The organism is Streptomyces roseicoloratus (assembly GCF_004117935.1).
GTDB classification, from domain to species: Bacteria; Actinomycetota; Actinomycetes; order Streptomycetales; family Streptomycetaceae; genus Streptomyces; species Streptomyces roseicoloratus.
The window spans coordinates 40,823-65,725 of record NZ_SDOY01000108.1; the positions used below are offsets into that span (position 1 = coordinate 40,823).

General features: G+C 74.0%; 21 protein-coding genes and 1 pseudogene. 4 read left to right on the forward strand and 18 right to left on the reverse strand.

Annotated elements, in window-relative coordinates:
• Positions 1 to 37: 37 nt before the first annotated feature.
• The 8 genes from ESG85_RS12105 to ESG85_RS12140 form a co-directional block, all read right to left on the reverse strand.
• Entirely contained in the window at positions 38 to 406 is a 369-nt protein-coding gene (locus ESG85_RS12105) for an RNA-binding S4 domain-containing protein (RefSeq protein ID WP_128978355.1), read from the reverse strand.
• A gap of 17 nt (positions 407 to 423) precedes the next feature.
• The gene (locus tag ESG85_RS12110) at positions 424 to 924 is read right to left on the reverse strand and encodes a hypothetical protein (protein ID WP_128978357.1); all 501 of its coding nucleotides are present in this window, start codon (positions 922 to 924) and stop codon (positions 424 to 426) included.
• Between the two features lie 51 nt (positions 925 to 975).
• Positions 976 to 4,356 carry an ATP-binding protein gene (locus ESG85_RS12115; RefSeq protein ID WP_246094952.1) on the reverse strand — a complete coding sequence of 1,127 codons (3,381 nt, stop codon included), beginning with the start codon at positions 4,354 to 4,356 and terminating at the stop codon, positions 976 to 978.
• A gap of 178 nt (positions 4,357 to 4,534) precedes the next feature.
• Positions 4,535 to 4,732 carry a DUF397 domain-containing protein gene (locus ESG85_RS12120; protein WP_128978503.1) on the reverse strand — a complete coding sequence of 66 codons (198 nt, stop codon included), beginning with the start codon at positions 4,730 to 4,732 and terminating at the stop codon, positions 4,535 to 4,537.
• A 155-nt stretch (positions 4,733 to 4,887) separates the two neighbouring features.
• On the reverse strand, positions 4,888 to 6,078 hold the full coding sequence (locus tag ESG85_RS12125) for a thiolase domain-containing protein (RefSeq protein WP_128978359.1): 1,191 nt from the start codon (positions 6,076 to 6,078) through the stop codon (positions 4,888 to 4,890).
• Positions 6,075 to 7,145 carry a thiolase domain-containing protein gene (locus ESG85_RS12130; protein WP_128978361.1) on the reverse strand — a complete coding sequence of 357 codons (1,071 nt, stop codon included), beginning with the start codon at positions 7,143 to 7,145 and terminating at the stop codon, positions 6,075 to 6,077. The genes ESG85_RS12125 and ESG85_RS12130 overlap by 4 nt, the downstream gene beginning before the upstream one ends.
• Positions 7,142 to 8,122, reverse strand: a complete 981-nt coding sequence (locus ESG85_RS12135; protein WP_128978363.1) for a Zn-ribbon domain-containing OB-fold protein — start codon at positions 8,120 to 8,122, stop codon at positions 7,142 to 7,144. Before ESG85_RS12135 ends, ESG85_RS12130 begins: the two co-directional genes overlap by 4 nt.
• Before the next feature lie 104 nt (positions 8,123 to 8,226).
• Positions 8,227 to 9,027 carry a crotonase/enoyl-CoA hydratase family protein gene (locus ESG85_RS12140; RefSeq protein WP_128978365.1) on the reverse strand — a complete coding sequence of 267 codons (801 nt, stop codon included), beginning with the start codon at positions 9,025 to 9,027 and terminating at the stop codon, positions 8,227 to 8,229.
• 177 nt (positions 9,028 to 9,204) lie between these two features.
• On the opposite strand from ESG85_RS12140, the gene ESG85_RS12145 reads away from it, so the two are divergent.
• On the forward strand, positions 9,205 to 10,866 hold the full coding sequence (locus tag ESG85_RS12145; protein WP_128978367.1) for an acyl-CoA synthetase: 1,662 nt from the start codon (positions 9,205 to 9,207) through the stop codon (positions 10,864 to 10,866).
• Here ESG85_RS12145 and ESG85_RS12150 read toward each other — a convergent pair whose 3' ends face one another.
• Positions 10,867 to 12,387, reverse strand: coding sequence for an alpha/beta fold hydrolase (locus ESG85_RS12150; RefSeq protein WP_128978369.1), 1,521 nt, complete (start codon positions 12,385 to 12,387; stop codon positions 10,867 to 10,869). It abuts the gene before it with no gap.
• A 107-nt stretch (positions 12,388 to 12,494) separates the two neighbouring features.
• Between ESG85_RS12150 and ESG85_RS12155 the strand changes: the two genes are divergently transcribed.
• Positions 12,495 to 13,325 carry a pentapeptide repeat-containing protein gene (locus tag ESG85_RS12155; RefSeq protein ID WP_128978371.1) on the forward strand — a complete coding sequence of 277 codons (831 nt, stop codon included), beginning with the start codon at positions 12,495 to 12,497 and terminating at the stop codon, positions 13,323 to 13,325.
• Between the two features lie 86 nt (positions 13,326 to 13,411).
• Here the strand turns inward: ESG85_RS12155 and ESG85_RS12160 are convergent, their stop codons facing one another.
• The 5 genes and pseudogenes from ESG85_RS12160 to ESG85_RS12180 form a co-directional block, all read right to left on the reverse strand.
• Positions 13,412 to 14,194: a GNAT family N-acetyltransferase gene (locus ESG85_RS12160; protein WP_181019017.1), complete on the reverse strand. Its 783-nt coding sequence runs from the start codon at positions 14,192 to 14,194 to the stop codon at positions 13,412 to 13,414.
• 41 nt (positions 14,195 to 14,235) lie between these two features.
• Entirely contained in the window at positions 14,236 to 15,447 is a 1,212-nt protein-coding gene (locus ESG85_RS12165; RefSeq protein WP_128978373.1) for a cytochrome P450, read from the reverse strand.
• Positions 15,444 to 16,001, reverse strand: coding sequence for a cupin domain-containing protein (locus ESG85_RS12170; protein WP_128978374.1), 558 nt, complete (start codon positions 15,999 to 16,001; stop codon positions 15,444 to 15,446). Before ESG85_RS12170 ends, ESG85_RS12165 begins: the two co-directional genes overlap by 4 nt.
• A 16-nt stretch (positions 16,002 to 16,017) precedes the next feature.
• Entirely contained in the window at positions 16,018 to 17,241 is a 1,224-nt protein-coding gene (locus tag ESG85_RS12175; protein ID WP_181019018.1) for a cytochrome P450, read from the reverse strand.
• 314 nt (positions 17,242 to 17,555) lie between these two features.
• Positions 17,556 to 17,834: pseudogene (locus tag ESG85_RS12180) on the reverse strand (type III polyketide synthase); the annotation flags it as partial.
• A 352-nt stretch (positions 17,835 to 18,186) separates the two neighbouring features.
• Between ESG85_RS12180 and paaK the strand changes: the two are divergent.
• Positions 18,187 to 19,476, forward strand: a complete 1,290-nt coding sequence (paaK, locus tag ESG85_RS12185) for a phenylacetate--CoA ligase PaaK (protein WP_128978376.1) — start codon at positions 18,187 to 18,189, stop codon at positions 19,474 to 19,476.
• A gap of 23 nt (positions 19,477 to 19,499) precedes the next feature.
• Positions 19,500 to 19,880 carry a VOC family protein gene (locus tag ESG85_RS12190; RefSeq protein ID WP_128978378.1) on the forward strand — a complete coding sequence of 127 codons (381 nt, stop codon included), beginning with the start codon at positions 19,500 to 19,502 and terminating at the stop codon, positions 19,878 to 19,880.
• Between the two features lie 25 nt (positions 19,881 to 19,905).
• Here ESG85_RS12190 and ESG85_RS12195 read toward each other — a convergent pair whose 3' ends face one another.
• From ESG85_RS12195 to ESG85_RS12210, 4 genes are all read right to left on the reverse strand, one after another.
• On the reverse strand, positions 19,906 to 21,015 hold the full coding sequence (locus ESG85_RS12195; RefSeq protein WP_128978380.1) for a calcium:cation antiporter: 1,110 nt from the start codon (positions 21,013 to 21,015) through the stop codon (positions 19,906 to 19,908).
• Positions 21,016 to 21,180: 165 nt separating this feature from the next.
• Positions 21,181 to 22,068: a S1 family peptidase gene (locus ESG85_RS12200; RefSeq protein ID WP_128978382.1), complete on the reverse strand. Its 888-nt coding sequence runs from the start codon at positions 22,066 to 22,068 to the stop codon at positions 21,181 to 21,183.
• Between the two features lie 150 nt (positions 22,069 to 22,218).
• Positions 22,219 to 23,775 (reverse strand): acyl-CoA synthetase, encoded by a 1,557-nt coding sequence (locus ESG85_RS12205; protein WP_128978384.1) that lies wholly within the window; start codon positions 23,773 to 23,775, stop codon positions 22,219 to 22,221.
• Entirely contained in the window at positions 23,772 to 24,881 is a 1,110-nt protein-coding gene (locus ESG85_RS12210; RefSeq protein WP_128978386.1) for an NAD(P)H-dependent flavin oxidoreductase, read from the reverse strand. Before ESG85_RS12210 ends, ESG85_RS12205 begins: the two co-directional genes overlap by 4 nt.
• Positions 24,882 to 24,903 lie beyond the last annotated feature (22 nt).

The following is a 24,903-nucleotide window of genomic DNA, read 5'->3' on the forward strand; positions in this document are numbered from 1 at the left end:
GGCTCCGGTGACGAGCTCGGGTGCGCGGGCGGCGGTCTCAGGGACGCAGGCCGCGCAGCTGGTCGAGCTCGCGGCGGTCGCGCTTGGTGGGGCGGCCGGCACCGCGGTCGCGGACCGCGATGACCACGGCCTCCTCGCGGGGCGGCGGGGGCGGGCTGTTGTCCACGTACGCCTCGGCGGCCACGGGCGGTCCGACGCGCTTGGTGAGCAGCTGCTTCACCTCGACGATCCGCTGACGGCCGCCGTGGAAGAGCCGCACCTCGTCGCCCGGCTTCACCGGCTGGGCGGGCTTGGCCCGCTCGCCGTTGACCTTGACGTGTCCGGCGCGGCAGGCCGCGGCGGCCTGGGAGCGGGTCTTGGTGAGCCGTACGGCCCAGATCCAGCTGTCGACGCGCACGCTGCTCATCGGCCCCCGCCTCCCGGTCAGCCCTGCTGGAACAGCTCGGCGGGCAGCGGCTTCAGCAGCGCGTACAGGTCGTCGGTGATGGGCCGGTCCCAACTGGCGATGGTCACCAGGACGTTGTCGCTGCGGTCGAACTGCACGCAGGAGATCCGGCTCTCGGAGAGCTTCAGGCGGCGGACGATGAGCAGGTTGTCGCCCTGCATCACCGGCACGTCCTCGCGGTCGACGACCTCGACCGGCTCGTCGTTCTCCAGGGCCGCGAGCAGCTGGGCCACCTCGAAGGGGACCTGCCCTTCGGCGAGCTCCCGCGCCGGGGAGCCCTCCGGGAGGTTTCCGATGATCATCGCGGGTCCCCGGCCGCCGAACAGGTCGTAGCGGAGGAACACGCCCTGGCAGCTGCCGTCGGGAGCCGGGAGCAGACCGGCGCCGAGATTGCCGGGCCAGTCCCCGGGGTCCATGGCCAGGACGTCGAAGTCCGGGCCCGCGGGTGTGGCGGCGCTGCGGCGGCGGAGGAAGGACATACCGCCATGGTACGTGCCCCGGCGCGCGGTGCGGCGCGCCGGGGCCCGGGGTCACGGGCCCGCGCCCTCCGGTCCGCGCAGGGCGCCGTCCAGGCCGGTCGGGTCGGTGCCGAGCTTGCGGTAGACGGCGGAGAGCAGGCGGGTGGCGGTGGCCCGGTCGACACCGAGGGCGGGGGCCGGGTCCTGGCCGCGGGCGGCGGCCTCGGCCGCGGCCCGCTCACGGGCGGTGAGCGAGTCGGTGCCGGCGGTCCTGAGCTCGCGGGGGCGCAGTCCGGCAGCGGCGAGCTCCGCCCGGGCGTCCTCGACGAGGCCGTCGGCGCCGCAGCTCTGGGCGGTCTCCAGGCCGCGGTAGAGGTGCTCGGCGGCCTCGTGGGTGCGGCCGGTGCGGCGCAGGGCGGTGCCGAGGGCGACGAGGGAGCGGGCCAGCTCGTAGGCGGCGGGCGAGCGGTCGAGCCAGTCGACGGACTCCTCCAGGAGCTTGACCCGGTCGCCGTCGGTCTCGCCGGAGACCTCGGCGGTGACGCGCAGCGCCTGCCCGATGACGGAGGGCGCGCCGTACTGGCGGGCGCGTTCCACGGCGGCGAGGGCGGTGGCGCGGGCCCGGTCGGGTGTTGCGCCGGCCTCGGCGAGGGCCAGGTGGAGCTGCCAGGGGCACCACGCCGGATTGCGCATCCCGCGAGGGTCGAGGCGGCGGCCGACGGCGGCGAGCTCGGCGGCGGCGGCCTCGGCGCGGCCGGTGGCGAGGAGCAGTTCGGCGTGGACGGTCTGGGAGTCGGGGAAGGTGACGGCGGCCGGGAAGGGCTCGCCGAAGTCGTGGGTACGGGCGACCCGCGCGGCCTCCTCGGTGCGGCCCCGGGCGAGCAGCACCTCGATCATGACGCCCGCGGCGTACCACTGGGCGGGCGTGCGGGGACCGACGCGCTCGGCGAGCCGCAGGCCGGCGCGGACGAAGTCCTCGGCCTCGACGAGCCGGCCGCGGCGGTAGCGGATGTAGCCGAGCAGGGTGTACGCGAAGGAGAGGTGGCCGCCGCGCCAGCCCTGACGCTCGAACTCGGCGGTGCCGGCGGCGAAGAGCTCCTCCGCGCGGCCGGGCCGGTCGGCGTACAGGAAGGTGAGGGCCACCAGGACCGGGACCTCGAAGCCACGGCTCTCGTCGGCCCAGCTGAGGCCGCCGGCCAGGGCGCGCTCGGCGTGCGCGACGGCCTCGGCGGAGGGCTCGGCGCGCACGGTGGCGTCCCAGGCGCGCAGGCCGATGATGTAGCGCTCGGTGAGGTCGCGGCCGGTGAGCCGGTCGGCGAGACGGGCGAGCCGCCGGGAGCGGGCGGGCGACTCGGGTTCGTCGGCGCGGAAGGCGTCCCACATGAACTTCTCGGCCTGCATGCGCAGTCGGCTGCGGGCGTCGGTGGTGAGCCGGGACTCGCGGCCGAGGAGTTCGGAGGCCTCGACGAGCCGGTCGCTGTGCGCGAGGACCTGGGAGAGCCGGTAGACGATGCCGTGGCGCAGGGCGGGGTCGGCGACCGGTTCCTCCAGGGCGGCGCGGAGGTGGTTGACGGTGGTGGCGGGCTCGGTGAGGAGCGAGGCGCAGCCGAGTTCGAAGAGGACGGCGGCGCGCTCGTCGTGGCCGGGCGGTTCGCGCAGGGCGCGGGCGAGGTAGCGGCGGGCGGTGTCGGGCGCTCCGGCCCGCAGCGTCTCGCGGGCGGCGGCGCGCAGGTTCCTGACGACCCACGGGTCGCCCTCGGGGTGGGTCTCGACGAGGTGCCGGGCGGCGGCGGTGGGGCCGAGGCCGGCGTCGACGACGCACCAGGCGGCCTGGCCGTGGAGGGCGACGCGGGTGGCGGCGGGGATGGCGTCGTAGACGGCGGTGGCGATGAGCGGGTGGACGAACTCGAGGGTGTCGGCCGCGTCGCCGGTGCCGTATCCCGGGGCCGCGTCCGTTCCGTCGGCCGCCACGTCGGGGCGGGGTGCGGCGAGGACGCGGGCCCGGCGCAGCCGGTCGGCGCCGCGGGCGACGTCCTCCGCGCCGAGTCCGGCGACGGCGCCGGCCAGCTGCGGGGAGATCTCGGTGCCGAGGACGGCGCAGGCCCAGGCGAGCCTGACGGTGGCGGTGCCGAGCCGTTCGATCTGGGCGATGAGCCCGCTGCCCTTGACGGCGGCGGCGAGGTCGCGCAGGGCGGGCGCGGCGTCGGCGGTGGGTTCGAGGCCGCGGTCGCGGATCCTGGCGGCGAGTTCGACGGCCTCGAAGGGGTTGCCGGAGGTGACGGTCCAGCACGCGCGGCAGAAGGCGTCGTCGGCGTGGGCACCGACCCGGTCGCGGACGAGGCGGGCGATGGCACCGGAGGTGAGGGGCTCCAGGCCGTGCGGGCGCCGGCCGGACCGGCGTCCGGTGAACTCCTCGCCGTCGGCGGGCAGTTCGTCGGGCCGGTAGGCGACGACGAGCAGCATCGGCAGTTCCTCGGCACGCGGCGAGAAGGCGGAGAGCCAGCCGAGGGACTCGGGGTCGGCCCAGTGGGCGTCGTCGAGGACGACGACGAGCGGCGCGCGGCGCACGGCGAGGTGGGTGAGGACCCAGTCGAGGCCGTCGCGCAGGCCCTGCGGGTCGGGCGGTGAGCCGTCGGCTGCGGTGCACAGGCCGAGCGCGGGACCGACGATGTCGTACCAGTCACCGAGCCGTTCGCGCAGTTCGCCGCGGGAGACGCCGGCGAACTGCGGCTGGAGGAGCTGACGGGCGACGTGGAAGGCGACCCGCTGCTCCTGGTCGCCGCCGCGCGCGGACAGCACGGTGCAGCCCTTCGCGGCGGCGAGCCGGCGGATCTCGGCGAGCAGGGTGGTTTTCCCGAGTCCGGCGGGCGCGGCGAAGGCGAGGACGCCGCCGCGGCGCAGGGTGCGCCCGCCCGCGCCACTTGACGCGGTGCCGGCCGCGCCGCCCTGCACCAGCCGGAGGGCCGGAGCTCTGGTGGCGGGCCGCGGCGAGGGGACCCGGGCGTCCCGACCGGCGAGGTCGGCACGGCCGGCGAGGCCTGTACGGCCGGCGGGTTCGGCACGACCGGCGAGGTCCGTACGACCGGCCGAGTCCGTACGGCCGGCGAGGTCGCCACGGCCGGTCGGCCCTGGCCCTCCGGCGGGCAGGACCCCTCCGCGGCCCCCGGCGGCCTCGGTCGGCCGCGCGTCGGCCCCGGACCGCTGCTCGGCGGCTGCCCGCCCCTCGGTGGCTGCCCGCCCCTCGATGTCCGCCCGGCCTTGGACGTCCGCCCGGGATGCGGGCTCCGTCCGGCCCGCGACCGCCGCGTCGGCGCCGGTCGCGTCGGCGCCCGCACCGGCACCCGCGCCGATGCCGACCAGGAGGTCCAACGCCTCCTCGGCCGCCGCGAGTTCGGCGTCGCGTTCGAAGAGCCCCAGGCCCCGTCCCTGGGGCCCGCCCTCGTGCACAGTCATGGTCCACCCCACCCCGAGGGGGCGCACACCCGGCGCACAGGGGGTTGCGTCCGGGGTGAACACCCCACGAAAACCCCAGCGTACGCCGGGATGCGCCGCCGAGGAGGTCGATTGTGGCGGTTGTGTGAAAGGGGCCCGAAAGCGTCCGTCACCTGGTCCTCGGCGGCGCGTTCGCACCTCAGGTCAGGTCGAACTCGCCCTCGCGCGCGTTCACGACGAACGCCCGCCACTCCGCGGGCGTGAACACGACCGAGGGGCCTTCGGGACGACGGCCGTTGCGCATGGCGATGAAGCCCTCGACGAAGGCGATCTGGACGTCTCCCGCGCCCTGGCTGCCGGAGCGCCATTCGGCGCCCGTCAGGTCGAGGTCCGGCATGTCCTGCCCGGTGAGACCGTGCCGGCCGACGGTGCCGGTGATCGTGCTGGTCGTCGTCCTGTCCACCACGTCCGTGCTCCTCTCGCGTCCCCGCGTCACGCTCCGCGGCTGATCGGAGGCCCAGCGTAGCGACCCTTCCGGATCACCGACACCCCTCAGGCGGTCGGCGGCCGGTCGCCGACCAGCCACATGGAGAAGAACTGTGCGCCCCCTCCGTACGCGTGCCCGAGCGCCGTGCGCGCCCCCTCGATCTGGTGCTCGCCGGCCTGCCCGCGCACCTGAAGTGCCGCCTCCGCGAAGCGGATCATGCCGGACGCGCCGATCGGGTTGGTGGACAGGACGCCGCCGGAGGGATTGACGGGCAGGTCGCCGTCGATCTCGGTGACGCCCGCCTCGGTGAGCTTCCAGCCCTCGCCCTCCTCCGCGAACCCCAGGTTCTCCAGCCACATCGGCTCGTACCAGGAGAACGGCACGTACATCTCGACCGCGTCGATCTGGCGGCGCGGGTCGGTGATGCCGGCCTGCCGGTAGACGTCGGCGGCGCAGTCCCGGCCCGCCCGCGGCGAGACGAAGTCCTTGCCGGCGAAGAGCGTCGGCTCGCTGCGCATCGCACCGCCCAGCATCCACGCGGGCGGGCGGGGCGAACGGGCCGCGCCGGCCCGGTCGGTGAGGACCATCGCGCAGGCGCCGTCGGAGGACGGGCAGGTCTCCGAGTAGCGGATCGGGTCCCACAGCATCGGCGAGGACTGCACCTTCTCCAGCGTGATGTCGTGCTCGTGGAGGTGCGCGTACGGGTTCTTCAGCGCGTTGCGGCGGTCCTTGTACGCGACGAGGGAGCCGATGGTGTCCGGTGCGCCGGTCCGGCGCATGTAGGCGCGGACGTGCGGCGCGAAGAAGCCGCCGGCGCCGGCGAGCAGCGGCTGCTGGAAGGGCACCGGCAGCGAAAGGCCCCACATGGCGTTGGACTCGGACTGCTTCTCGAAGGCCAGCGTGAGCACCGTGCGGTGGACCCGGGCGGCCACCAGGTTGGCGGCGACGAGCGCGGTGGAGCCGCCGACCGAACCGGCGGTGTGGACGCGGAGCATCGGCTTGCCGACCGCGCCGAGCGCGTCGGCGAGGTACAGCTCCGGCATCATCACGCCCTCGAAGAAGTCCGGGGCCTTGCCGATCACCACGGCGTCGATGTCGGCCCAGGTCGACTCGGCGTCGTCCAGGGCCCGTCGGGCGGCCTCGCGGACCAGTCCGGCGATCGAGACGTCCCGGCGGGCGGCCACGTGCTTGGTCTGGCCGATGCCGACGACGGCGACGGGCTCCTTCGCCGTCCCGGCCGTGCTCGCTGCGCTCATCGGTGGTCTCCTTCCAGGACGGCGACCAGGTTCTGCTGGAGGCAGGGCCCGGAGGTGGCGTGGGCGAGGGCACGGTCGGAGGCGCCGCGGTGGATGCGGGCGGCGGCCTCGCCGAGCCGGATGAGGCCCGCGGCCATCACGGGGTTCGCGGCGAGCGCGCCGCCGGACGGGTTGACGCGGACGTCCGCGCCGAGGCGGAGTGCCTTGCGGAGCACGACCTCCTGCGAGGTGAAGGGCGCGTGCAGTTCGGCGGTGTCGACGGGCCGGGCGGCGTCCGGGTCGAAGGCTCCGGCGCGCCGGGCGGCGAGCCGCGTGGACGGCGAGTCGGTGAGGTCGCGCACCCCGAGGGAGTGGGCTTCGACGCGGTGGTCCATGCCGGTGATCCAGGCGGGCCTCGGGCACAGTGCGCGGGCCCGGTCGCCGGCGGCGAGGATCACGGCGGCGGCGCCGTCGCCGACGGGCGGGCAGTCCCCGGTGCGCAGCGGCGCGACGACGTGGTCGCCCTGCGGGCGGGCGCCGGGCAGCTGGGCGTGCGGGTTGGCGGCGGCGTCCCGGCGGCTGCGGGCGGCGACGGCGGCGAGCGCGCGCTCGTCGGTGTCGCCGGCGTCGATCAGGGCCCGGGCCTGGAGCGCGGCGAGGGCGACGGAGTCGGGCCACAGCGGGGCCACGTAGTACGGGTCGAGCTGGCGGGTCAGCACGTCGCGCACGGAGCCGGGCGAGGACTTGCCGTACGCGTAGACGAGGGCGGTGTCGGCCTCGCCGGTGAGCAGTTTCACCCACGCCTCGTACAGCGCCCAGGCGCCGTCGGTCTCGACGTGGGACTCGGTGATGGGCGGCCAGGCACCGACGCCGTCGAGCGCCATGGTGAAGGAGAAGGCACGGCCGGCCAGGTAGTCGGAGGAGCCGGAGCAGGTGAAGCCGATGTCGGAGGCCCTGAGGCCGGCCTGTCGCAGCACGTCGTGGAGGACCGGCATCAGCATCTCGACCTCGGAGAGGTCGTCGGTGCGCCGGGCGTGGTCGGTCTGGGCGAAGGCGACGATGGCGACGTCCCTGCGTGCCGCGGTCACAGGAGCTCCTTGTACGTGCCGTAGTCGGCGTCCGGCTCGCCGCTGGGGCGGTAGTGGTCGGGGTAGCGGCCGCCCTCGGTCCACACGGGTTCGACGCGCAGGCCCATGCGGACCTGGTCGTACGGGATGCCGCCGATCCGGCCGTGCAGGGCGAGCCCGGCGCCGTCGAGGGCGATGTGGGCGTAGACGTACGGGACCTCGATGTCCAGGTTCTTCGCCTTGATGTTGACGATGCAGAAGGTGGTGACGGTGCCGCGGGGTCCGACCTCGACGCGCTCGGTGGTGGCGACGCCGCAGGTGGGGCAGGCGCCGCGGGGCGGCACGTACACCTTGGCGCAGGAGGGGCAGCGCTCGCCGACGGTGCGGCGCTCGGCGAGGTCGTGCAGCCAGGCGGTCTGGGCGCGGCCCGGCGTGTACGTGTAGTCGAGGCGGGCGGGCGTGACGATGCCGGTGACCGGCTGGTCGAAGACGCCGTCGTGGGGCCGGGCGCCGGTTCCGGCCGCCGCACCGCCTTCCTCACCCGCGTCCGCGTTCCCGTACGGCTCGAAGCAGGCGATGTCGGTGATGGCGCCCTGCCGTTCGGCCGCCCAGCGGATCCGGACGCGCATGCCGGTGCGGACGGACTCGGGGCCGGGGGCGTCGAGGGCGTGGAGCAGCGCGGTGTCGGCGCCGTCGGGCCGGACCAGGACCCAGGCGAAGGGCGTGGTGAGCGGCTGGCCCCGCCGGGGCTCGGGGTTCCAGGCCCAGGTGGTGACGGTTCCGGTGGGGGCGAGCTCGACGAGGTCGCGCAGTTCGGCGGCGGTCTCGGGATCGTACTCGACGGGAGGCACGAGCACCCGTCCGGTCTCGGTGCGCACGCCGAGCAGGACGCGCTCGCGCAGTCCGGTGAGGAAGGCGGACTGCACGGGGCCGAGGGAGCGGGTGAAGGGGAACTCGACGACGAAGGGGGCGCGGAGGGTCTCGGGGGCGGCGGTCATGGGGCGGCTCCTTGGTGGACGAGGGGAACTCCCGCCCCGACGGCGTGCGTCACGCGGGGCCGGGCGGGGCCCGGTTTCAGGAGGGGCGGGTGCCCGCGGGCGGGTTACTCCCGGCGGTAGACCGGGGTCCGTTTCTCCGCGAAGGCCTGCGCGCCCTCCTTCGCGTCGGCCGTGGCGAAGATCGGCCAGCCGCGCTTCAGTTCCGCCGCCAGGCCCTCCTGCTCCGTCATCTCGGCGGTCTCGTAGACCGACGCCTTGACGGCCTCGACGGCGAGCGGTCCGCAGGCGTTGATCCGCTCGGCGGTCTCCAGGGCGGCGTCCAGGGCGGTGCCGTCGGGGACGACGCGGCCGACGAGGCCGATGCGTGCGGCCTCGTCGGCGGTGTACGGGCGGCCGGTGAGGAGCATTTCGAGGGCGTGGGTGCGCGGGATCTGGCGGGGCAGCCGGACGGTGGAGCCGCCGATCGGGAAGAGGCCGCGGCGGACCTCGAAGAGGCCGAAGGCGGCGGAGGCGCCGGCGATCCGGATGTCGGTGCCCTGGAGGATCTCGGTGCCTCCGGCGACGCAGTGTCCCTCGACGGCGGCGATGACCGGCTTGCGCGGGCGGTGGTGCCGCAGCATGGCCTTCCAGTGGAGGTCGGGGTCGGCGGCCATGCGGTCCCGGTAGGCCTCGCCCTCCATGCCCTTTCCGGCGAGCGCCTTGAGGTCCATGCCGGCGCAGAAGGAGCCGCCGGCGCCGGTGAGGACGACCGAGCGGACGGTGTCGTCGGCGTCGGCTTCCAGCCAGCCGTCGTACAGGCCGACGAGCATCGGCAGCGAGAGCGCGTTCCTGGCCTCGGGCCGGTTCAACGTGAGGACGAGTGTGGCGCCTTCGCGCCGCACGTCGAGATGTTCGGTGCCACCCATGGGCGTCTCCCGTCTCCGTTTCCGGAACAGGTTGCAGGAGTGGCGGGTCCAGTTCAATAGTTTTCTGACACTCAGTCAGATTCTTCTGCGTGCCCCCTTCCCACCTCCGCCCGTCGGCGCTCTAATGACCGCCCAGTGACCGGCGGGAGCCGGTCCGGGCCAGGATCAGGAGGAACGGTGGAGTACAACCTTGCCGACCTGTTCGAATCGATCGTCGACGTGGTCCCGGACCGCGAGGCGCTGGTCTACGTCGACCACCCCGGCACCGGCGCCGAGCGCCGGCTGACCTACGCCGGACTCGACGCCGCGGCGAACCGCGTCGCGCACCACCTGATCGACGCGGGCCTGCGGCCCGGCGAGCACCTCGGCCTCCACCTGTACAACGGAATCGAGTACCTGCAGACGGTGCTCGCCTGCCTCAAGGCGCGGATCGTGCCGGTCAACGTCAACTACCGGTACGTGGAGGAGGAGCTGGTCTACCTCTACCGGGACGCGGACCTGGCCGCGCTCGTCTTCGACGCCGAGTTCACCGAGCGCGTCGCGGGCGCCCTGCCGCAGACGGAGAAGCTGCGGCACCTCGTGCGGGTGGGGACCCCGCACGAGGAGGCACCGGCCCTCGACTGCGTCGAGTTCACGGCGGCCGAGGCGGCCGGATCGCCGGAGCGCGGCTTCCCGCCGCGCTCGCCCGACGACCTCTTCATCATCTACACCGGCGGCACCACCGGCATGCCCAAGGGCGTGATGTGGCGTCAGGAGGACCTGTTCTTCGCCGGCCTGTTCGGCGGCGACCCGAGCGGCGAACCCGTGAAGCGGCCCGAGGAACTGGCCGAGCGGGTCGCCGCGGGCGGCGCGGGGCTCACCTTCTTCCCCACTCCCCCGCTGATGCACGGCACGTCCACGCTCACCACGTTCATCGCCTTCCACTACGGGCAGCGGGTGGTGATCCACCGCAAGTACGTGCCCGAGGAGGTGCTGCGCACCATCGAGAAGGAGCGGGTGTCCAGCGTGTCGCTGGTCGGCGACGCCATGCTGCGGCCCCTGGTCGACGCCCTCCACGGGCCGTTGAAGGGCACCGACCTGTCCTCGCTGTTCAGCCTGTCCTCGTCCGGCGCGATCATGTCGGACACCGTGCGCGACCAGTTCCGCGCCCTGGCCCCGAACGTCCTGCTGCTCAACAACTTCGGTTCCTCGGAGTCCGGTTCGAACGGGCGCGCGACGGACGACTCGGGCCCCGCCACGGGCTTCCGGCTGCACGTCAACGAGCGCACCCAGGTGGTCGACCCGGCCACCCGCGAACCGGTCGCCGTCGGCGAGGTCGGCCGGCTCGCCCAGCGCGGCCACGTCCCGCTGGGCTACTACAACGACCCGGCGAAGACGGCGGAGACCTTCTTCCGCAGGGGCGGCGAACGCTGGGTGCTCCTCGGAGACATGGCCACAATCGACGCCGAGGGCATCGTCACCGTCCTCGGGCGCGGCTCGCAGTGCATCAACACCGGCGGCGAGAAGGTCTATCCGGAGGAGGTCGAGCAGGCGCTCAAGTCCCACCCGGACGTGTACGACGCGCTGGTCGCCGGCGTGCCCGACACGACGTGGGGCAACCACGTCGCTGCCGTCGTCCAACTGCGCGAAGGAGCAGCGCCGTTGGACCTGGCAGCGGTCCAGTCCCACTGCCGCACCCGGCTCGCCGGCTACAAGGTGCCGCGTCAGCTCGTCCTCGCCGACACGATCCAGCGCTCGCCCAGCGGCAAGGCGGACTACCGCTGGGCCCGTGCGGTGGCGACGCAGGCGGACGCCGGGGCCGCGGGCTCCGGGGCCGGGAGCTCCGGAGCCGGCACCTGATCACACGCCGAACTCCCGCAGAGCCGCCAGGAACTGCTTCGGCCGCTTCGCGTGCACGAGGTGTCCGGCCTTGATGGTGACCAGCCGGGCGTCCTGGATCTCCTCGGCCATCCAGGCCAGCTGCTCCTGCGGCAGATGGCTGCTCGTGCCGCCGCCGATCACCAGGGTGGGCCGGGAGATCACCGCAAGCTCGGTGCGCCAGGCCGGATCGGGCTCGTTCACCTGGGCGTCGGTCGCCGGGACCACCGCCCAGTCGAAGCCGAGCGGCCCCTCCGGGCGCTCCGCGCGGCCGCGCGGCGGGTCGAGCGGGAAGAAGACCGGGACGTCCTCCAGGACGAGCCGGTCCATCAGCTCCGGCTCGCTCTGGGCGAGCAGGCAGACGGCCGCGCCGCCCATCGAGTGCCCGACGACGGCGGGGCGGACCAGCCCGAGGGCCGTGACGAAACCCCTCAGCTCGTCACGGAAGACGTCGAAGCCGTAGTGCCCGGGGTGGTCGCTGAGCCCGTGCCCGCGCAGGTCGACCGCGTACACCCGCCGGTCGGCGGAGAGCGCGGCCGCGATCTCGCTCCAGTCGGTGCCGTTCTCCCCTCTGCTGTGCACCAGGACCACCGGCGGCGCGTCCTCGGGGCCGCTGACGCGGTAGGCGAGCCGCACCCCGTCGACGGTCACGGTGGCCACCGCGGGGTCGAGGAAGGCGGCGACCGGACGGACGAAGCCGCCGGGGTCGTCCACCCACGGGAAGTGGCCGGCGCCGGGCTGGACGACGAGCTCGGCATGCGGGAAGCAGGCGGCGAACTCGGCGGCGCGGGCCGGGCTCGGGCCCGGGTCGTACCCGCCGGCGAGGACGAGGACGGGCGCGTCCAGTCCGCGCAGCGCGGCCCGGGTGGCCTCGGGGTCCAAAGCGCCGGGCGCGTAGAAGGCGCTCGCCGCCTCCCAGTTCGTCTGCGTGGCGGCGTCGGCCGCGTGGGCGCGGGCGGCGTCGTCCCAGCGGCCGTACGCGAACGGCATCGTGATCCCCGACTGCTCCGGCAGCGGGGTGTCGGGGCCGAGGGACTCCAGGGCGGCCCACGCGGCCGGGTACCAGTCCTGGTCCGCGAAGACCTCGGTGGCGGCGTCCCATTCGGCATCGGGGATCTCGATGCCGACCGCCCGGGTGCCGCCGGTCACCAGGACGAGGGAGCGGATCCGATCGGGGTGGGCGGCGGCGTAGAGCGTGGCGAGGGCGGCGCCCGCGGAGTGTCCGAGCAGGTCGATCCGGTCGAGCCCCAGGTGGGCACGGAGCGCCTCGACATCGGCGACCTGCCGGTCACAGCGGTAGCTCGCCGGGTCGGCCGGGGCGCCGCTGCCGCCGACGCCGCGCTGGTCGAGCACGATCAGGCGGCGGTGCGCGGACAGTCCGCCGAGGTCGCCGAGGTAGGTCGCGTCGCGCATCGGCCCGCCGGGCAGCACGACGAGGGGTTCCCCCGTGCCGAGGGTCCGGTAGGCGAGCCGGGTTCCGTCGTCCGTCGTGAAGTGGGGCATGGCGCCGATCATGGACGGCGGCCCCTGGTCCCGACAACCGGGTTCCGCCGAGAGCGCGATACTGTGGAAGATCGTCCGTCCCACCTGCGAAGGAAGCCGTTCCCACCGTGTCCCAGACCCGCCCGGCAGCACCGCACCCCGACGAGCTCCGCGGCGACTGCGCGAACTGCTTCGGGCTCTGCTGTGTGGCCCTTCCCTTCGCCAGGTCCCACGACTTCGCCGTGAACAAGTCGGCGGGCGACCCGTGCCGCAACCTCCAGGACGACTTCCGCTGCGGCATCCACACCCGGCTGCGGGACTCCGGCTTCCCCGGCTGCACGGTCTACGACTGCTTCGGCGCCGGCCAGCACGTCTCCCAGGTCGTGTACGGCGGCGTGTCCTGGCGCGAGGCGCCGGACACCGCACGGCAGATGTACGAGGTGTTCCCGGTGGTGCGCGGGCTGTACGAGCTGCTGCGCCACCTCACCGAGGCCCGCTCGCTCGCCGCGACCCGGCCCCTCCACCGGGACCTGGACCGGGCGCTGTCCCGGGTGACCGCGCTGACCGGTGGCGACGCGGCCGAACTGGAGAGGCTGGACGTCGCACCCGTGCGCGCCGAGGTGAACCCGCTGCTCCTGAAGAGCAGCGCCCTGGTGCGCGCCGAGGCCGGCGGGAAGCCCAAGGACCGGCGGGGCGCGGACCTGATCGGCAAGCGGCTGCGCGGGGCGAAGCTGCGCGGCGCGGACCTGCGCGGGGCGCTGCTCATCGCGGCCGACCTCACCGGCGCCGACCTGTCGCTCGCCGATCTGATCGGCGCGGACCTGCGCGACGCGGACCTCTCGGGCGCGGACCTGACCGGCGCCCTGTTCCTGACCCAGCCCCAGCTGAACTCGGCCCGCGGCGACGCGGCGACCCGTCTGCCGGAGGGCTTCGAACGCCCCGCGCACTGGACGCGCTGACCCCGCGGGAAGGCCGGGCCGTCCCCGCGTGATCCGTCCAGGGCCCCGGCTCCCGGTCCGGTCCGGCCCTGCTCCGCGACGAGCGCCTACACCTCGTACACGTACGGCGTGGTGGTGGTGAGTGCGGCGAAGCCGAGCCGGGCGAGGATCGGGCGGCTGGTTTCGGCGGCGTCGACCTGGACCCAGCGGCGGCCGTGCGCGGCGGCGAGGCGGGCGCGGTGGGCGACCAGCGCGCGGTAGAGGCCCTGGCCGCGCCAGGGGACCACGGTGCCGCCGCCGTACAGTCCGGCGAAGTCGCTGCCGGGCGGGAGTTCCAGGCGGGCGGCGCTGACCGGGTCGCCGTGGTGGAGGGCGAGGACGGCGGCGACGGTGCCGGGGGCGCCGGCGAGCTGGTCCAGCAAACGGCGCCCGAGGGCGGTGGAGTCGCCGCCGAAGGCGCGGTCGTGCACCTCGACCACCATCCGTACGCCCTCCTCGTCGGTGACCTCGCGCAGTTCCACGCCCTCGGGGAGGACGGCGGGCGCGGAGACGGCCGCGGCCTCGGCGACCATCACGGTCTCGCGCTCGTCGGGGACGAAGCCGGCGGCAAGCAGCCGGTCGGCGAGGTCGACGGGCGTGTCGTGGGCGTACAGCTTCCATTCGAAGCCGTGGCCGACGGACCGGAAGTGGCGGATCTGCGCGGCGACGGCCGCATCGGCGTCCGCGGCCGTCAGAGCGGACCAGAGCACTCCGTTCCAGCCGTGCGCGGGTCCGGTCTGGCGCACCACGGAACCGTCCCGCTCCACCCGTGCCGCCGGCCCGTCGGGCCGGGCGTCGCGGCGGAGCTGCCGGTCGAGCAGGGTGCGCAGTGCGGTGAGGTCGAGGTCCATGGCCCCACCCCAGCACCGGGCCGGGCCGGGGTGCCACCGGTTTACCAGGTCACCGGCAGGGTCCGGGGGCCGCGGTTGACCGTGCCGGTGCGCCAGGCGATGCGTTCGGGCGGTACGGCGAGCGCGAGGCGGGGCAGCGTGGCGAGCAGGGTGCCGAGCATGACCTCGGCCTCCATGCGGGCGAGCTGGGCGCCCGCGCAGTAGTGCGCGCCGTGCCCGAAGGCGAGGTGCGGGGCGCCCTCGCGGGTGAGGTCGAGCCGGTCGGGGTCGGGGAAGACGGCGGGGTCGCGGTTGGCGGCCGGGTAGAAGACGTGGACGGCCTCGCCCGCGCGGACGGTGATGCCGCCGACCTCGACGTCGGCGGTGGCGATCCGGGGCATGCCGACGCCGTTGCGCTGCGGGATGTAGCGCAGCAGTTCGTCGACGGCACGGGGCAGTCCGGTGGGTTCGGCGCGCAGCTTGGCGGTCTGCTCGGGGTGGGTGAGCAGCACGTACACCATGGTGGCGACGATGTTGCGGACGGCGTCGAGGCCGTTGAGCGTGAGCATCACGGCGAGGGCGACGAGTTCGGGGGTGCTGACGCCGCCGGCGGCGCGGGCCGCGGCGAGTTCGCTGATCAGGTCGTCTGCGGGGTGCTCGGCGCGGTGCCGGGCGAGATCGGCGAAGTAGCCGGCGATCTCCTTCTTGACGGCCTCGCCGGCGTCGGCGGTGGTGTCGTGCGAGAGCAGTCCGGCGCGCCACTCCTGGACGCGGTCGAGGTCGGCGGCGGGCACGCCGAGGAGTTCGGCGACGACCGCGGCCGACAGCGGGCCGACGTAGCGCTCGGCGACGTCGGCGGGCGGGCCGGTCTCCAGGAGGTCGCGGGCGGCCCGCTCGGCGCGGCGGGCGGTGTGCCCGCGCAGGGCGGCGATGCGGCGCCGGCCGAAGGTGGGGGCGATGAGCTTGCGCAGCCGGGTGTGCTCGGGCGGGTCGGCGCGGCCGACGCCGCCGGCCGGGGCGAGGGTGTGCGGGGTGGTGCTGGGCAGCGGCCGGCCGACGGTGCGGGCCCGGCTCATCCGGAGGTCGGAGCTGATCTGCTTGACGTCCTCGTAGCGGGTGACCAGCCAGGCGTGGCCTTCGCCGTACGGGAGGCGGATCCGGGCGACGGGTTCCTCGTGGAGCAGACGGTGCGGCACGGGGTCGACGTCGGTTCCGGGCAGGGGGACCACGGCCCAGTCGTGGACGACCGGGCCGTGGAGCGGGTCGGGGGTCATGGCGTGGGGGCGGCCTCCGGCCGGGCGCCGGCGTCGTGCCGGAGCGGGGTGATCTGTTCGATGTCGTAACGGATGCGGAGTTCCTCGACGGCGGCGTGGTCGACCTCGCCGCCGTCGGCCGCGCCGAGGATCTCCATGAGCTCCTCGAAGTAGGTCTCGTGGTAGGTGGGCGGGGCGACCTGGAACAGCATCCGGGCGGGCCGGCCGCCGACGTTGGCGAAGGCGTGCGGGCAGCCGGGCGGCACGAGCATGAGGGTGCCGGGGGTGGCCCGGACGGGGCGCCGGCCGTCGGCGGAGCGCCAGCCGCGCCAGCTGTCGGCGGTGCGCACCTCGGGTTCGAAGGCGAGCACGTCCAGCTCTCCGTCGAGGAGGTAGAAGAGCTCCTCGGCACGCCCGTGGGTGTGGGCGCCCACGTCGAAGCCGGGCGGGACGACCACCTCGAAGGTGGAAGCCGTGCGGGTGTGCTCGCCGGTGACTTTGAACGTGACGTGCTGGGCGGGGGTGGCCAGGATCCGGCCCTCCCCGGGGGGTACGACGAGGCCGCTGGGGGTCATCGCGGGGCGGTTCCTCTCACCAGGTGACGGGCAGGGTCTCGGGGCCGCGGATGAGGGCGCCGCGCTGCCAGCGGATCTGCTCCTCGGGTACGGCGAGCCTGAGGCCGGGGAAGCGGGTCCACAGGGAGTCGAGGAGGATCTCGGACTCGATGCGGGCGAGCGCGGAGCCGGGGCAGTAGTGGGGACCGTGGCCGAAGGCGACGTGCGGGTTGTGGTCACGGTCGAAGTCGAGCCGTTCGGGCTCGGGGAAGACGGCGGGGTCGCGGTTGGCGGTGAGGTAGGAGACGTAGACGGGGTCGCCGGCGGGGATGGTGACGCCGCCGACCTCGACGTCCTCCAGGGCGATCCGGGAGAGGCCGACGGCGTTGCGGTGCGGGATGTAGCGCAGGAGTTCCTCGACGGCCTGCGGGAGCAGGGCGGGCTCGGCGCGCAGCCGCGCGAGGTGCTCGGGGTGGGTGAGCAGCGCGTAGACCATGTTGGCGCTGTTGTTGCGGACGGCGTGGGCGCCGCCGATCTGGATGAGGACGGCGAGGCCGACGGCCTCCTGCTCGTCGAGGGTGCCCTCGTCGATGGCGTCGGCGAGGACGGCGGCGAGGAACTCCTTGCCGGTGCCGTGGCTGCGGCCGACGAGTTCGGTGAAGTAGCGGGCCATCTCGGCCTTGGCCTGTTCGCTGGCCTCGCGCCCGGCGCCCGCGGAGATGATGGTGTCGGACCAGTGGGCCATGAGGGGCTGGTCGCCCTCGGGGACGCCCATGAGCTCGCTGACCATGGCGAGCGGGAACGGCCGGTTGACCGCCTCCATCAGGTCGGCGGGCGGGCCGTCCTGTTCGAGCCGGTCGAGGAGCCGGTCCATCACCTCCTGGGCGTGGTCGCGCAGGGAGCGCAGGGCGCGGGCGCTGAAGGCGCGGGCGACGACCCGGCGCATCCGGGTGTGGTCCGGCGGGTCGGCGAAGCCGACGGCGCCCTCCATGGGGATGAAGTGGGGGGCGAGCCGGGTGATGGAGCGTCCGTAGACGGCCTGGCGGCTGAACCGCGGGTCCACGGAGACGAATTTGACGTCCTCGTAGCGGGTGACGAGCCAGGCGTGGCCCTCGCCGTGCGGGAGGCGCACCCGGGTGACGGGGTCCTCGTGGAGCAGCCGGGCGAGGAGCGGGTCGAAGTCGAGTCCGGTGAGGTCGGGGACGGCCCAGAAGTGCACCTGGGGCTCGTCGCTGGTGTGGGGGGTCGTGGTCGTCGTCATCGGGCCACCGCCGCGGTCGTGGGGACAGGGATGTCGTGGTCGGGAGGGAAGGAGGGAGCGGGGAGCAGGGGAGATGCCGAGGAGGAGGAAGCCGGGGGCCGGTGGGATGCCGGAGGGACGGGCGGCACCGGGGATACGGGGGCGACCGGGCGTGCTTCCGGGCCGCGGCCGGTACCGGAATCCGGGCCGGTACCCGGATCCGGGCCGGTACCGGAATCCGGGCCGGCTTCGGGACCGGTGGGGCCGGTGGCCGGGGCGCGGTGGGCACCGGCGGTGGGGCGGGCCGGGTCGTCGGACGGCATGCCGCGCGGTCCGAGCCCCGCGTGGCCGAGGGCCTCGGCGACGACGGCGCGGACCCGGGCCTTGGCCTCGGCTTCGTAGCGCGCGTTGCGGGCCTCGAAGCCGGGGTGGGCGAGGGTCTCCCCGAGGGGCCGCAACAGATGCCGTCGGGCCACACCCGTGCTGCGGATCAGCCGCAGGACGAGCGGCAGCGAGGGGTGGCCCGCGTGGAGCGTGCGGGCCGGGTCGAGGGTCTCCTCCTGCGTGATCACGTGTTCGGGCACGGCGACGGCGGGACGGCACAGGACGGGCATGGTGGTCGTTGGTCCATTTCGTCCGGGGCTGTGTGGGGAAGCCGGACGGGCATCATCTTCGGTTCCGTTGTGCCCCGCGCAGCACCGTTCCTGCGCTCCCGGTGGCAATCGCACCCGAATGTGTGACCTTCCCCGGACGGGCGTGACCTGCGGAAAGGCGTCGGGGCGCGAGGTCGGGCAGGCCTCCGGACGGGCGAGTGCCGAAAATCCGGGCCGCCCCCTTGCCAGGTCCGGGGTGCGGCCGGTTTTACTGATCCCGAACGGAACGACCGAATGATCGGTCGCCCGTGTACACGCGGTGGCACGGTGGCACGCGGTGCACGGCCCGCGGACCCAGGCGAGGGAGTGGCGCATGAGTGACCTGCTGGACGCCGGTGAGCGGCTCGGACGCGACGAGCTGGCGGCCCTCCAGCTGGAGCGGCTGCGCGCGACCCTGCACCACGCGTACGACAACGTGCCGTTCTACCGGGAGTCCTTCGACAAGGCCGGCGTACGGCCCGAGGACTGCCGCTCGCTCACCGACCTGGCCCGCTTCCCCTTCACCGCCAAGACCGATCTCCGCGAGCAGTACCCGTTCGGCATGTTCGCCGTCGACCGGTCCGAGATCCGCCGCATCCACGCCTCCAGCGGCACGACGGGACGCCCCACCGTCGTCGGCTACACCGAGCGGGACCTCGACACCTGGGCCGACGTCGTGGCCCGCTCGATCCGCGCGGCCGGCGGGCGGCCCGGCCACCGGGTCCACGTGGCGTACGGGTACGGGCTGTTCACCGGTGGTCTCGGCGCGCACTACGGCGCGGAGCGGCTCGGCTGCACGGTGATCCCGGCCTCCGGCGGCATGACGGCCCGCCAGGTCCAGCTGATCCAGGACTTCGAGCCGGACGTCATCATGGTGACGCCCTCGTACATGCTCACCCTGCTCGACGAGTTCGAGCGCCAGGGCGTCGACCCGCGCGGCACCTCCCTCAAGGTCGGCATCTTCGGCGCGGAGCCCTGGACCGAGGAGATGCGCCGCGAGATCGAGGAGCGCTTCGCGATCGACGCCGTCGACATCTACGGACTCTCCGAGGTCATGGGCCCGGGCGTCGCCCAGGAATGCGTGGAGACCAAGGACGGCCTCCATATCTGGGAGGACCACTTCCTGCCGGAGATCGTCGACCCGGTCACGGGCGAGGTGCTGCCGGACGGGGAGGAGGGCGAGCTGGTGTTCACCTCCCTGACCAAGGAGGCCATGCCGGTGGTGCGCTACCGCACCCGCGACCTGACCCGGCTGCTGCCCGGCACGGCACGGGTCTTCCGGCGCATGGAGAAGGTCACCGGCCGCAGCGACGACATGGTGATCCTGCGCGGGGTGAACCTCTTTCCCACCCAGATCGAGGAGATCGTGCTGCGCACGCCCGCGGTGGCGCCCCACTTCCAGCTCCGCCTGACCAGGGAGGGCCGTCTCGACGCGCTCACCGTACGGGCGGAGGCGCGCCCGGGCGCGACGCCCGAGCAGCGCGCGGAGGCGGCCCGCGTGATCGCGGCGGCGGTCAAGGACGGCATCGGCGTCTCGGTGGCGGTGGAGGTCGTCGACCCAGAGACCCTGGAGCGCTCGGTGGGCAAGATCAAGCGGATCGTGGACCTGCGGGACCGCGCGTAGCCTGGAGTGAGGAGGTGGTAGCGATGCTGTCGGACTCCCCCGTTGCCGCGATCATTCCCGTGAACGACCTGGCTCGCGCCAAGCGTTTCTACGCGGAGACCCTCGGTCTCCCGCTCACGAAGGAGTCTCCCGAGGACACCCGGTTCGAGACGGGTGGCACGACCATCGGCCTGTACGAGACGCCCTACGGCGGCCAGGCCGAGCACACGCTCGCCAGCTGGAAGGTCGCCGACCTCGACGCCGAGATGAAGGAACTGCGCTCCAAGGGCGTCACCTTCGAGGACTATGACCTCCCCGGCATCAAGACGGTGGACGGCGTGGTCGAGAGCGACACGATGCGGGGCGCCTGGTTCAAGGACAGCGAGGGCAACATCCTCTGCATGACGGAGGAGCGCGCGGGCTGACGGTCCCGTACGCCGGTCACGGCGCTCAGGGGCTGAACGACAGGAAGACGAAGGCGGCGAAGATCGCGAGGTGGACTCCGCCCTGGAGGAGTGTGGCCCGTCCCGGCACTACGGTGAGGGCGCTGACCGTGGCCGTGAGCACGAGCAGGGCCAGGTGGAGCGGGCCGAGGCCGAGGACCAGGGGTCCTTCGAGCCAGATCGAGGCGAGCGCGATCGACGGGATCGTGAGGCCGATGCTGGCGATGGCGGAGCCGTAGGCCAGGTTCATGCTGGTCTGCATCCGGTCCCGGCGGGCGGCGCGCACGGCCGCGAGGGTCTCGGGGAGCAGCACCATCAGGGCGATGACGACGCCGACCACGGGTTTCGGCAGCCCGGCGGAGTCGACGCCGTCCTCGATGGTGGGCGAGACCAGCTTGGCGTCGCCCACGACGGCGACGAGGGCGACGACCAGGAGCCCGAGGCTCGACCAGGTCTGGCGGAGGGTCGGCGGTTCGGCGTGCTCGTCCTCCGACTCGCGGCCCTCCTGGCCCGGCCGTGGCACGGGCAGGAAGTAGTCACGGTGCCGGATGGTCTGTACGCCGACGAACACCGCGTACAGGCCGAGCGAGGCCACGGCGGCGAAGGCGAGCTGCGCGGTGGAGAACGCGGGACCGGGGTGGCTCGTCGTGAACGTCGGCAGGACCAGGGTCGTCGCCGCGAGGGTGCAGACGGTCGCGAGGGCGCCGCCCGAGCCCTCGGCGTTGAAGACGGTGACGCGGGTGCGCAGCGCGGCGACGAGCAGGGACAGGCCGACGATGCCGTTGCAGGTGATCATGACGGCGGCGAAGACGGTGTCGCGGGCGTAGGTGGCGGTCTTCTCGCCGCCTCCTCCGGCCATCAGGGTGACGATGAGTCCGACCTCGATGACGGTGACGGCGACCGCGAGCACGAGCGAGCCGTACGGTTCGCCGACGCGGTGGGCGACCACCTCGGCGTGGTGCACGGCGGCCAGGACGGCGCCGAAGATGAGGAGCGCGATGAGGCCCACCGCGAAGCCGGGCAGGTCACGGCCCCAGCCGGCGGCGAGGCCCGCGGCCGCGACCACCGGCCCCCAGGTGGTCCACTGTCGTGTCAGTCCTGCCGTCGTCGAACCCATGCCCCGAATCGTGCCATAACGGAACGAAACGATTCGGGCGCGCCGCGTGGCGCGCGAGCACGACGGAAGGCCGCCCGGAGGTCCGGGCGGCCTTCGCGCGTGCGGTGACGCGGTGGGCGTGGAGCGACGTCAGGGCTTGGAGTGGCGTCAGGGCTTGGAGCGGCGTCAGGGCTTGGGCAGGGTGCAGCCCGCGCGGTGGAGGTCGATCACGTTGCCGGGGCCGACGCACGGGACGATCGTGTAGGTCTGCTGGGCGTAGTTGATGCCCTGACGGACCGTCACGGTGCCGTTCTCGTCGACCTCGCAGGGGTTGTTCACGGTGCAGCTCCGGCCGTCCTCGTTGCCCGTGTTGTTCACCGCGACGACCTTGCCGGTGGTCCGGTCGATCACGGGCGAACCCGAGGTGCCGCCGATGGTGTCGCAGGCGGAGGTGTAGCGGACCGAGTCCTTCCAGGTCCAGTCGCCCTCCTTCAGGCGGTAGACGAACCCGTCGACGCTGCAGCTGTAGGTGCGCTTCCAGTAACCGGAGACCACCGTGATGGGCGTGCCCTGGGCCGGGTGGGCGGCGTCCAGGGTCAGGGCGCCGATGCCGTACTGGCTCTGGATCTGCGCGTACGTCTTGGTGAGCCGGTAGAGCGCGACGTCGGTGTCGGTCATCGTGCCGTACGCGATCCGGTCGGCGCGCAGCGTGGCGACCTTCGCGCCGGAGCCGTTCAGGAGCGAGAACGAGCGGCTGGAGCGCTGGTTGAGGACGACCTCGCCGGCGGCGGGGAAGCCGGTCTCCAGACAGTGGCCGTTGGAGAGCACGAGTGCGGGGTCGCCGGGCTGCGAGGCGGGCATGCGGACCAGGGAACCGGAGCAGTTGCTGAGCGCGACGGTCCCGGCGAAGTCGACGGCGGCCGGCGTGGCCGCGGACGTCGCGCCCTGGGCGCTCCGGACGGCGGGAGCCTGGGCCTGCGGGGCGGCGTCCCGGGGTGCGGACGCCATGGCCGGGGCCGCGGCCGCTCCGGTGAGGAGCAGGGCGAGGACGGCGCCGACGAGAGGCTTCTTCATGTGGGGGTTCCCCTCTGATGACGAGGCAACCGAAGATCCTTCGGTTGTCATGCGCATTCTCAAGACACTCCGCCCCGACGGGCAAGGGCGCGTGCCTTGTTGGCTGGAAGCGACCCCTCCGCCCCGCCCGGTCCGCCCTTGCCGCGCACCTCACAACGGCCGGTCGTGGCCTTCCCAGTACGGGTCCCTCAGCCGGCGCTTGTAGAGCTTGCCGTTGGGATCGCGGGGCATGTGGGCGAGGAAGTCCACGGACCGGGGACGCTTGTAGCCGGCCAGGCGCCGCTCGCAGTGGGCGAGGATCGCGGCGGCCAGCGCAGGTCCCGGCTCGTGGCCCTCCGCCGGTTCGACGACGGCCTTGACCTCCTCGCCCCAGTCGGCGTGCGGGATGCCGAAGGCGGCGGCGTCGGCGACGGCGGGATGGGCGAGCAGCGCAGCCTCGACCTCGGCGGGATAGATGTTGACGCCGCCGGAGATGATCATGTCGATCTTCCGGTCACGGAGGAAGAGGTAGCCGTCCTCGTCGAGCACGCCGAGGTCGCCGACGGTGAAGTACTCGCCGATCCGGCCGGCCGCGGTCTTGGCCTCGTCCTTGTGGTAGCGGAAGCCGCCGGTGCTCATCTTCATGTAGACGGTGCCGAGTCGTCCGGGCGGCAGCCGGTTGCCGTCGTCGTCGAAGACGGCGAGTTCGCTGATCGGCCAGGCGCGGCCGACGGTGCCGGGCTTCTTCAGCCAGTCCTCGGCGGTGGCGAAGGCTCCGCCGCCCTCGCTGGCCGCGTAGTACTCCTCGACGCAGTGGCCCCACCAGTCGATCATGGCGCGCTTCACGTGGTCGGGGCAGGGCGCGGCGCCGTGGATGGCGTGGCGCATGGACGAGACGTCGTAACGGGCGCGGACGTCCTCGGGGAGCGCGAGCAGGCGGTGGAACTGGGTGGGCACCATGTGGGTGTGGGTGCAGCGGTGTGCGTCGATGAGCCGCAGCATCTCCTCGGGCGTCCACCCGTCCATGAGGACCAGCGGGTGGCCGATGTGCAGGGCGGCGCCGGCGAACTGGAGCACGGCCGTGTGGTAGAGCGGCGAGCAGACCAGGTGGACGTTGCCGTCGAAGGGCTTGATGCCGAAGATGCCGAGGAAGCCGCCGAGGTAGGTCTCCTCGGGTGTCCTTCCGGGCAGCGGGCGGCGGATGCCGCGGGGCCGTCCGGTGGTGCCCGAGGTGTAGTTCATGACCCAGCCGAGGGTGCGGCCGTCGGGCGGGGTGCCGGGCTGCCCGTCGAGGAGTTCGGCGTACGGGCGGAAGCCGGCGATGCCGCCGACGGCATAGCGCCGGGCGGGCGGGACGCCCGCCTCCTCCGCGGCGGCGTCGGCGGCCGCGGCGAAGCGCTCGTGGGCGATCAGGACCTTCGCGCCGGAGTCGGCGACGATCCAGGCGATCTCGGGGCCGACGAGGTGGTGGTTGACGGGGACGAGGTAGAACCCGGCCTGGGTGGCGGCCAGATAGGCGGTGAGGAACTCGACCCCGTTGGGCAGGACGACGGCGAAGGCGTCGCCGCGTTCGAGACCGGCCGCGCGCAGACCGTGGACGAGCCGGTTGACCGCCTCGTGGAGCCGGCCGGCGGACCACTGCTCTCCGTCCGGAGCGGTGATCACGGTCCGCTCCGGCTCGGCGGTGGCCTGCGCCCAGAAGCCGTTGGGACCCTGGCCCGCGGTCATGCTCCACCCCTTCCGGCGATGCGGTTGACGCGGTCGACGGCCTTCTCGAAGCCACGGGTGAGCTCGTCGAAGACCTGCCGGACGCTGCGCTCGGTGGTCATGCGGCCCACGATCTGGCCGACCGGAGTGCCGAGCAGAGGCGTGACCTCGTACTTCTGGATCCGGGAGACCGCCTCGGCGACCAGGAGGCCCTGCAGCGGCATCGGCAGGGGGCCGGGGCCCGCCGGGTCGTCCCAGGCGTCGGTCCACTCGGTGCGGAGCTGCCGGGCGGGCTTGCCGGTGAGGGCACGGGAGCGGACGGTGTCCCCGGAGCCGGCGGCGAGCAGCTTCTCGGTGAGCGCGCGGGAGTGGAGGTCGGCCTCGGTCGTGGTGAGCCAGAGCGAGCCGAGCCAGACGCCCTGGGCGCCGAGGGCCAGCCCGGCGGCGATCTGCTCGCCGCTGCCGATGCCGCCGGCGGCGAGCACGGGCAGCGGCGCGACGGCGTCGACGACTTCGGGCGTGAGCACCATGGAGGCGATCTCGCCGGTGTGGCCGCCGGCCTCGTAGCCCTGGGCGACGACGATGTCGATGCCCGCGTCGGCGTGGTGACGGGCGTGCCGGGCGCTGCCCGCGAGGGCCGCGACGAGCACGCCGTGGTCATGGGCGCGGGCGACGACGTCCGCGGGCGGTGAGCCGAGGGCGTTGGCGAGCAGCTTGATGGGGTAGTCGAAGGCGACGTCGAGCTGGCCGCGGGCGACCTGTTCCATCCAGCCGGTGATCCGCCAGCCGGAGGCCTCGCCCTCGGCGAGTTCGGGGACGCCGTGCTTGGCGAGGGTGGCGCGGACGAACTCGCGGTGCCCGGCCGGGATCATCGCCTCGACGTCGGCCTCGCTGACGCCGTCGACCTTCTTGGCGGGCATGACGACGTCGAGACCGTAGGGCAGGCCGTCGGTGTGGTCCTGCATCCAGTCGAGGTCGCGGGCGAGGTCGTCGGGGGCGGTGTAGCGGACCGCGCCGAGGACGCCGAATCCGCCGGCTCTGGTGATGGCCGCGGCCACCGCGGGGAAGGGCGTGAAGCCGAAGATGGCGTGCTCGATCCCCAGGGTGCGACTCAGCTCCGTCTTCATGGGCGGCATGGTGCCGCAGCCG

What these genes read in the sequence shown, in the direction of transcription:
- ESG85_RS12125 (WP_128978359.1), bottom strand. Translation starts at nt 6,078, where the DNA reads ATGAGCGCAGCGAGCACGGCCGGGACGGCGAAGGAGCCCGTCGCCGTC.
- ESG85_RS12200 (WP_128978382.1), bottom strand. Translation starts at nt 22,068, where the DNA reads ATGAAGAAGCCTCTCGTCGGCGCCGTCCTCGCCCTGCTCCTCACCGGA.
- ESG85_RS12110 (WP_128978357.1), bottom strand. Translation starts at nt 924, where the DNA reads ATGTCCTTCCTCCGCCGCCGCAGCGCCGCCACACCCGCGGGCCCGGAC.
- ESG85_RS12205 (WP_128978384.1), bottom strand. Translation starts at nt 23,775, where the DNA reads ATGACCGCGGGCCAGGGTCCCAACGGCTTCTGGGCGCAGGCCACCGCC.
- ESG85_RS12210 (WP_128978386.1), bottom strand. Translation starts at nt 24,881, where the DNA reads ATGAAGACGGAGCTGAGTCGCACCCTGGGGATCGAGCACGCCATCTTC.
- ESG85_RS12105 (WP_128978355.1), bottom strand. Translation starts at nt 406, where the DNA reads ATGAGCAGCGTGCGCGTCGACAGCTGGATCTGGGCCGTACGGCTCACC.
- paaK (WP_128978376.1), top strand. Translation starts at nt 18,187, where the DNA reads ATGAGTGACCTGCTGGACGCCGGTGAGCGGCTCGGACGCGACGAGCTG.
- ESG85_RS12150 (WP_128978369.1), bottom strand. Translation starts at nt 12,387, where the DNA reads ATGCCCCACTTCACGACGGACGACGGAACCCGGCTCGCCTACCGGACC.
- ESG85_RS12175 (WP_181019018.1), bottom strand. Translation starts at nt 17,241, where the DNA reads ATGACGACGACCACGACCCCCCACACCAGCGACGAGCCCCAGGTGCAC.
- ESG85_RS12135 (WP_128978363.1), bottom strand. Translation starts at nt 8,122, where the DNA reads ATGACCGCCGCCCCCGAGACCCTCCGCGCCCCCTTCGTCGTCGAGTTC.
- ESG85_RS12140 (WP_128978365.1), bottom strand. Translation starts at nt 9,027, where the DNA reads ATGGGTGGCACCGAACATCTCGACGTGCGGCGCGAAGGCGCCACACTC.
- ESG85_RS12195 (WP_128978380.1), bottom strand. Translation starts at nt 21,015, where the DNA reads ATGGGTTCGACGACGGCAGGACTGACACGACAGTGGACCACCTGGGGG.
- ESG85_RS12190 (WP_128978378.1), top strand. Translation starts at nt 19,500, where the DNA reads ATGCTGTCGGACTCCCCCGTTGCCGCGATCATTCCCGTGAACGACCTG.
- ESG85_RS12120 (WP_128978503.1), bottom strand. Translation starts at nt 4,732, where the DNA reads ATGCCGGACCTCGACCTGACGGGCGCCGAATGGCGCTCCGGCAGCCAG.
- ESG85_RS12115 (WP_246094952.1), bottom strand. Translation starts at nt 4,356, where the DNA reads ATGACTGTGCACGAGGGCGGGCCCCAGGGACGGGGCCTGGGGCTCTTC.
- ESG85_RS12165 (WP_128978373.1), bottom strand. Translation starts at nt 15,447, where the DNA reads ATGACCCCCGACCCGCTCCACGGCCCGGTCGTCCACGACTGGGCCGTG.
- ESG85_RS12160 (WP_181019017.1), bottom strand. Translation starts at nt 14,194, where the DNA reads ATGGACCTCGACCTCACCGCACTGCGCACCCTGCTCGACCGGCAGCTC.
- ESG85_RS12170 (WP_128978374.1), bottom strand. Translation starts at nt 16,001, where the DNA reads ATGACCCCCAGCGGCCTCGTCGTACCCCCCGGGGAGGGCCGGATCCTG.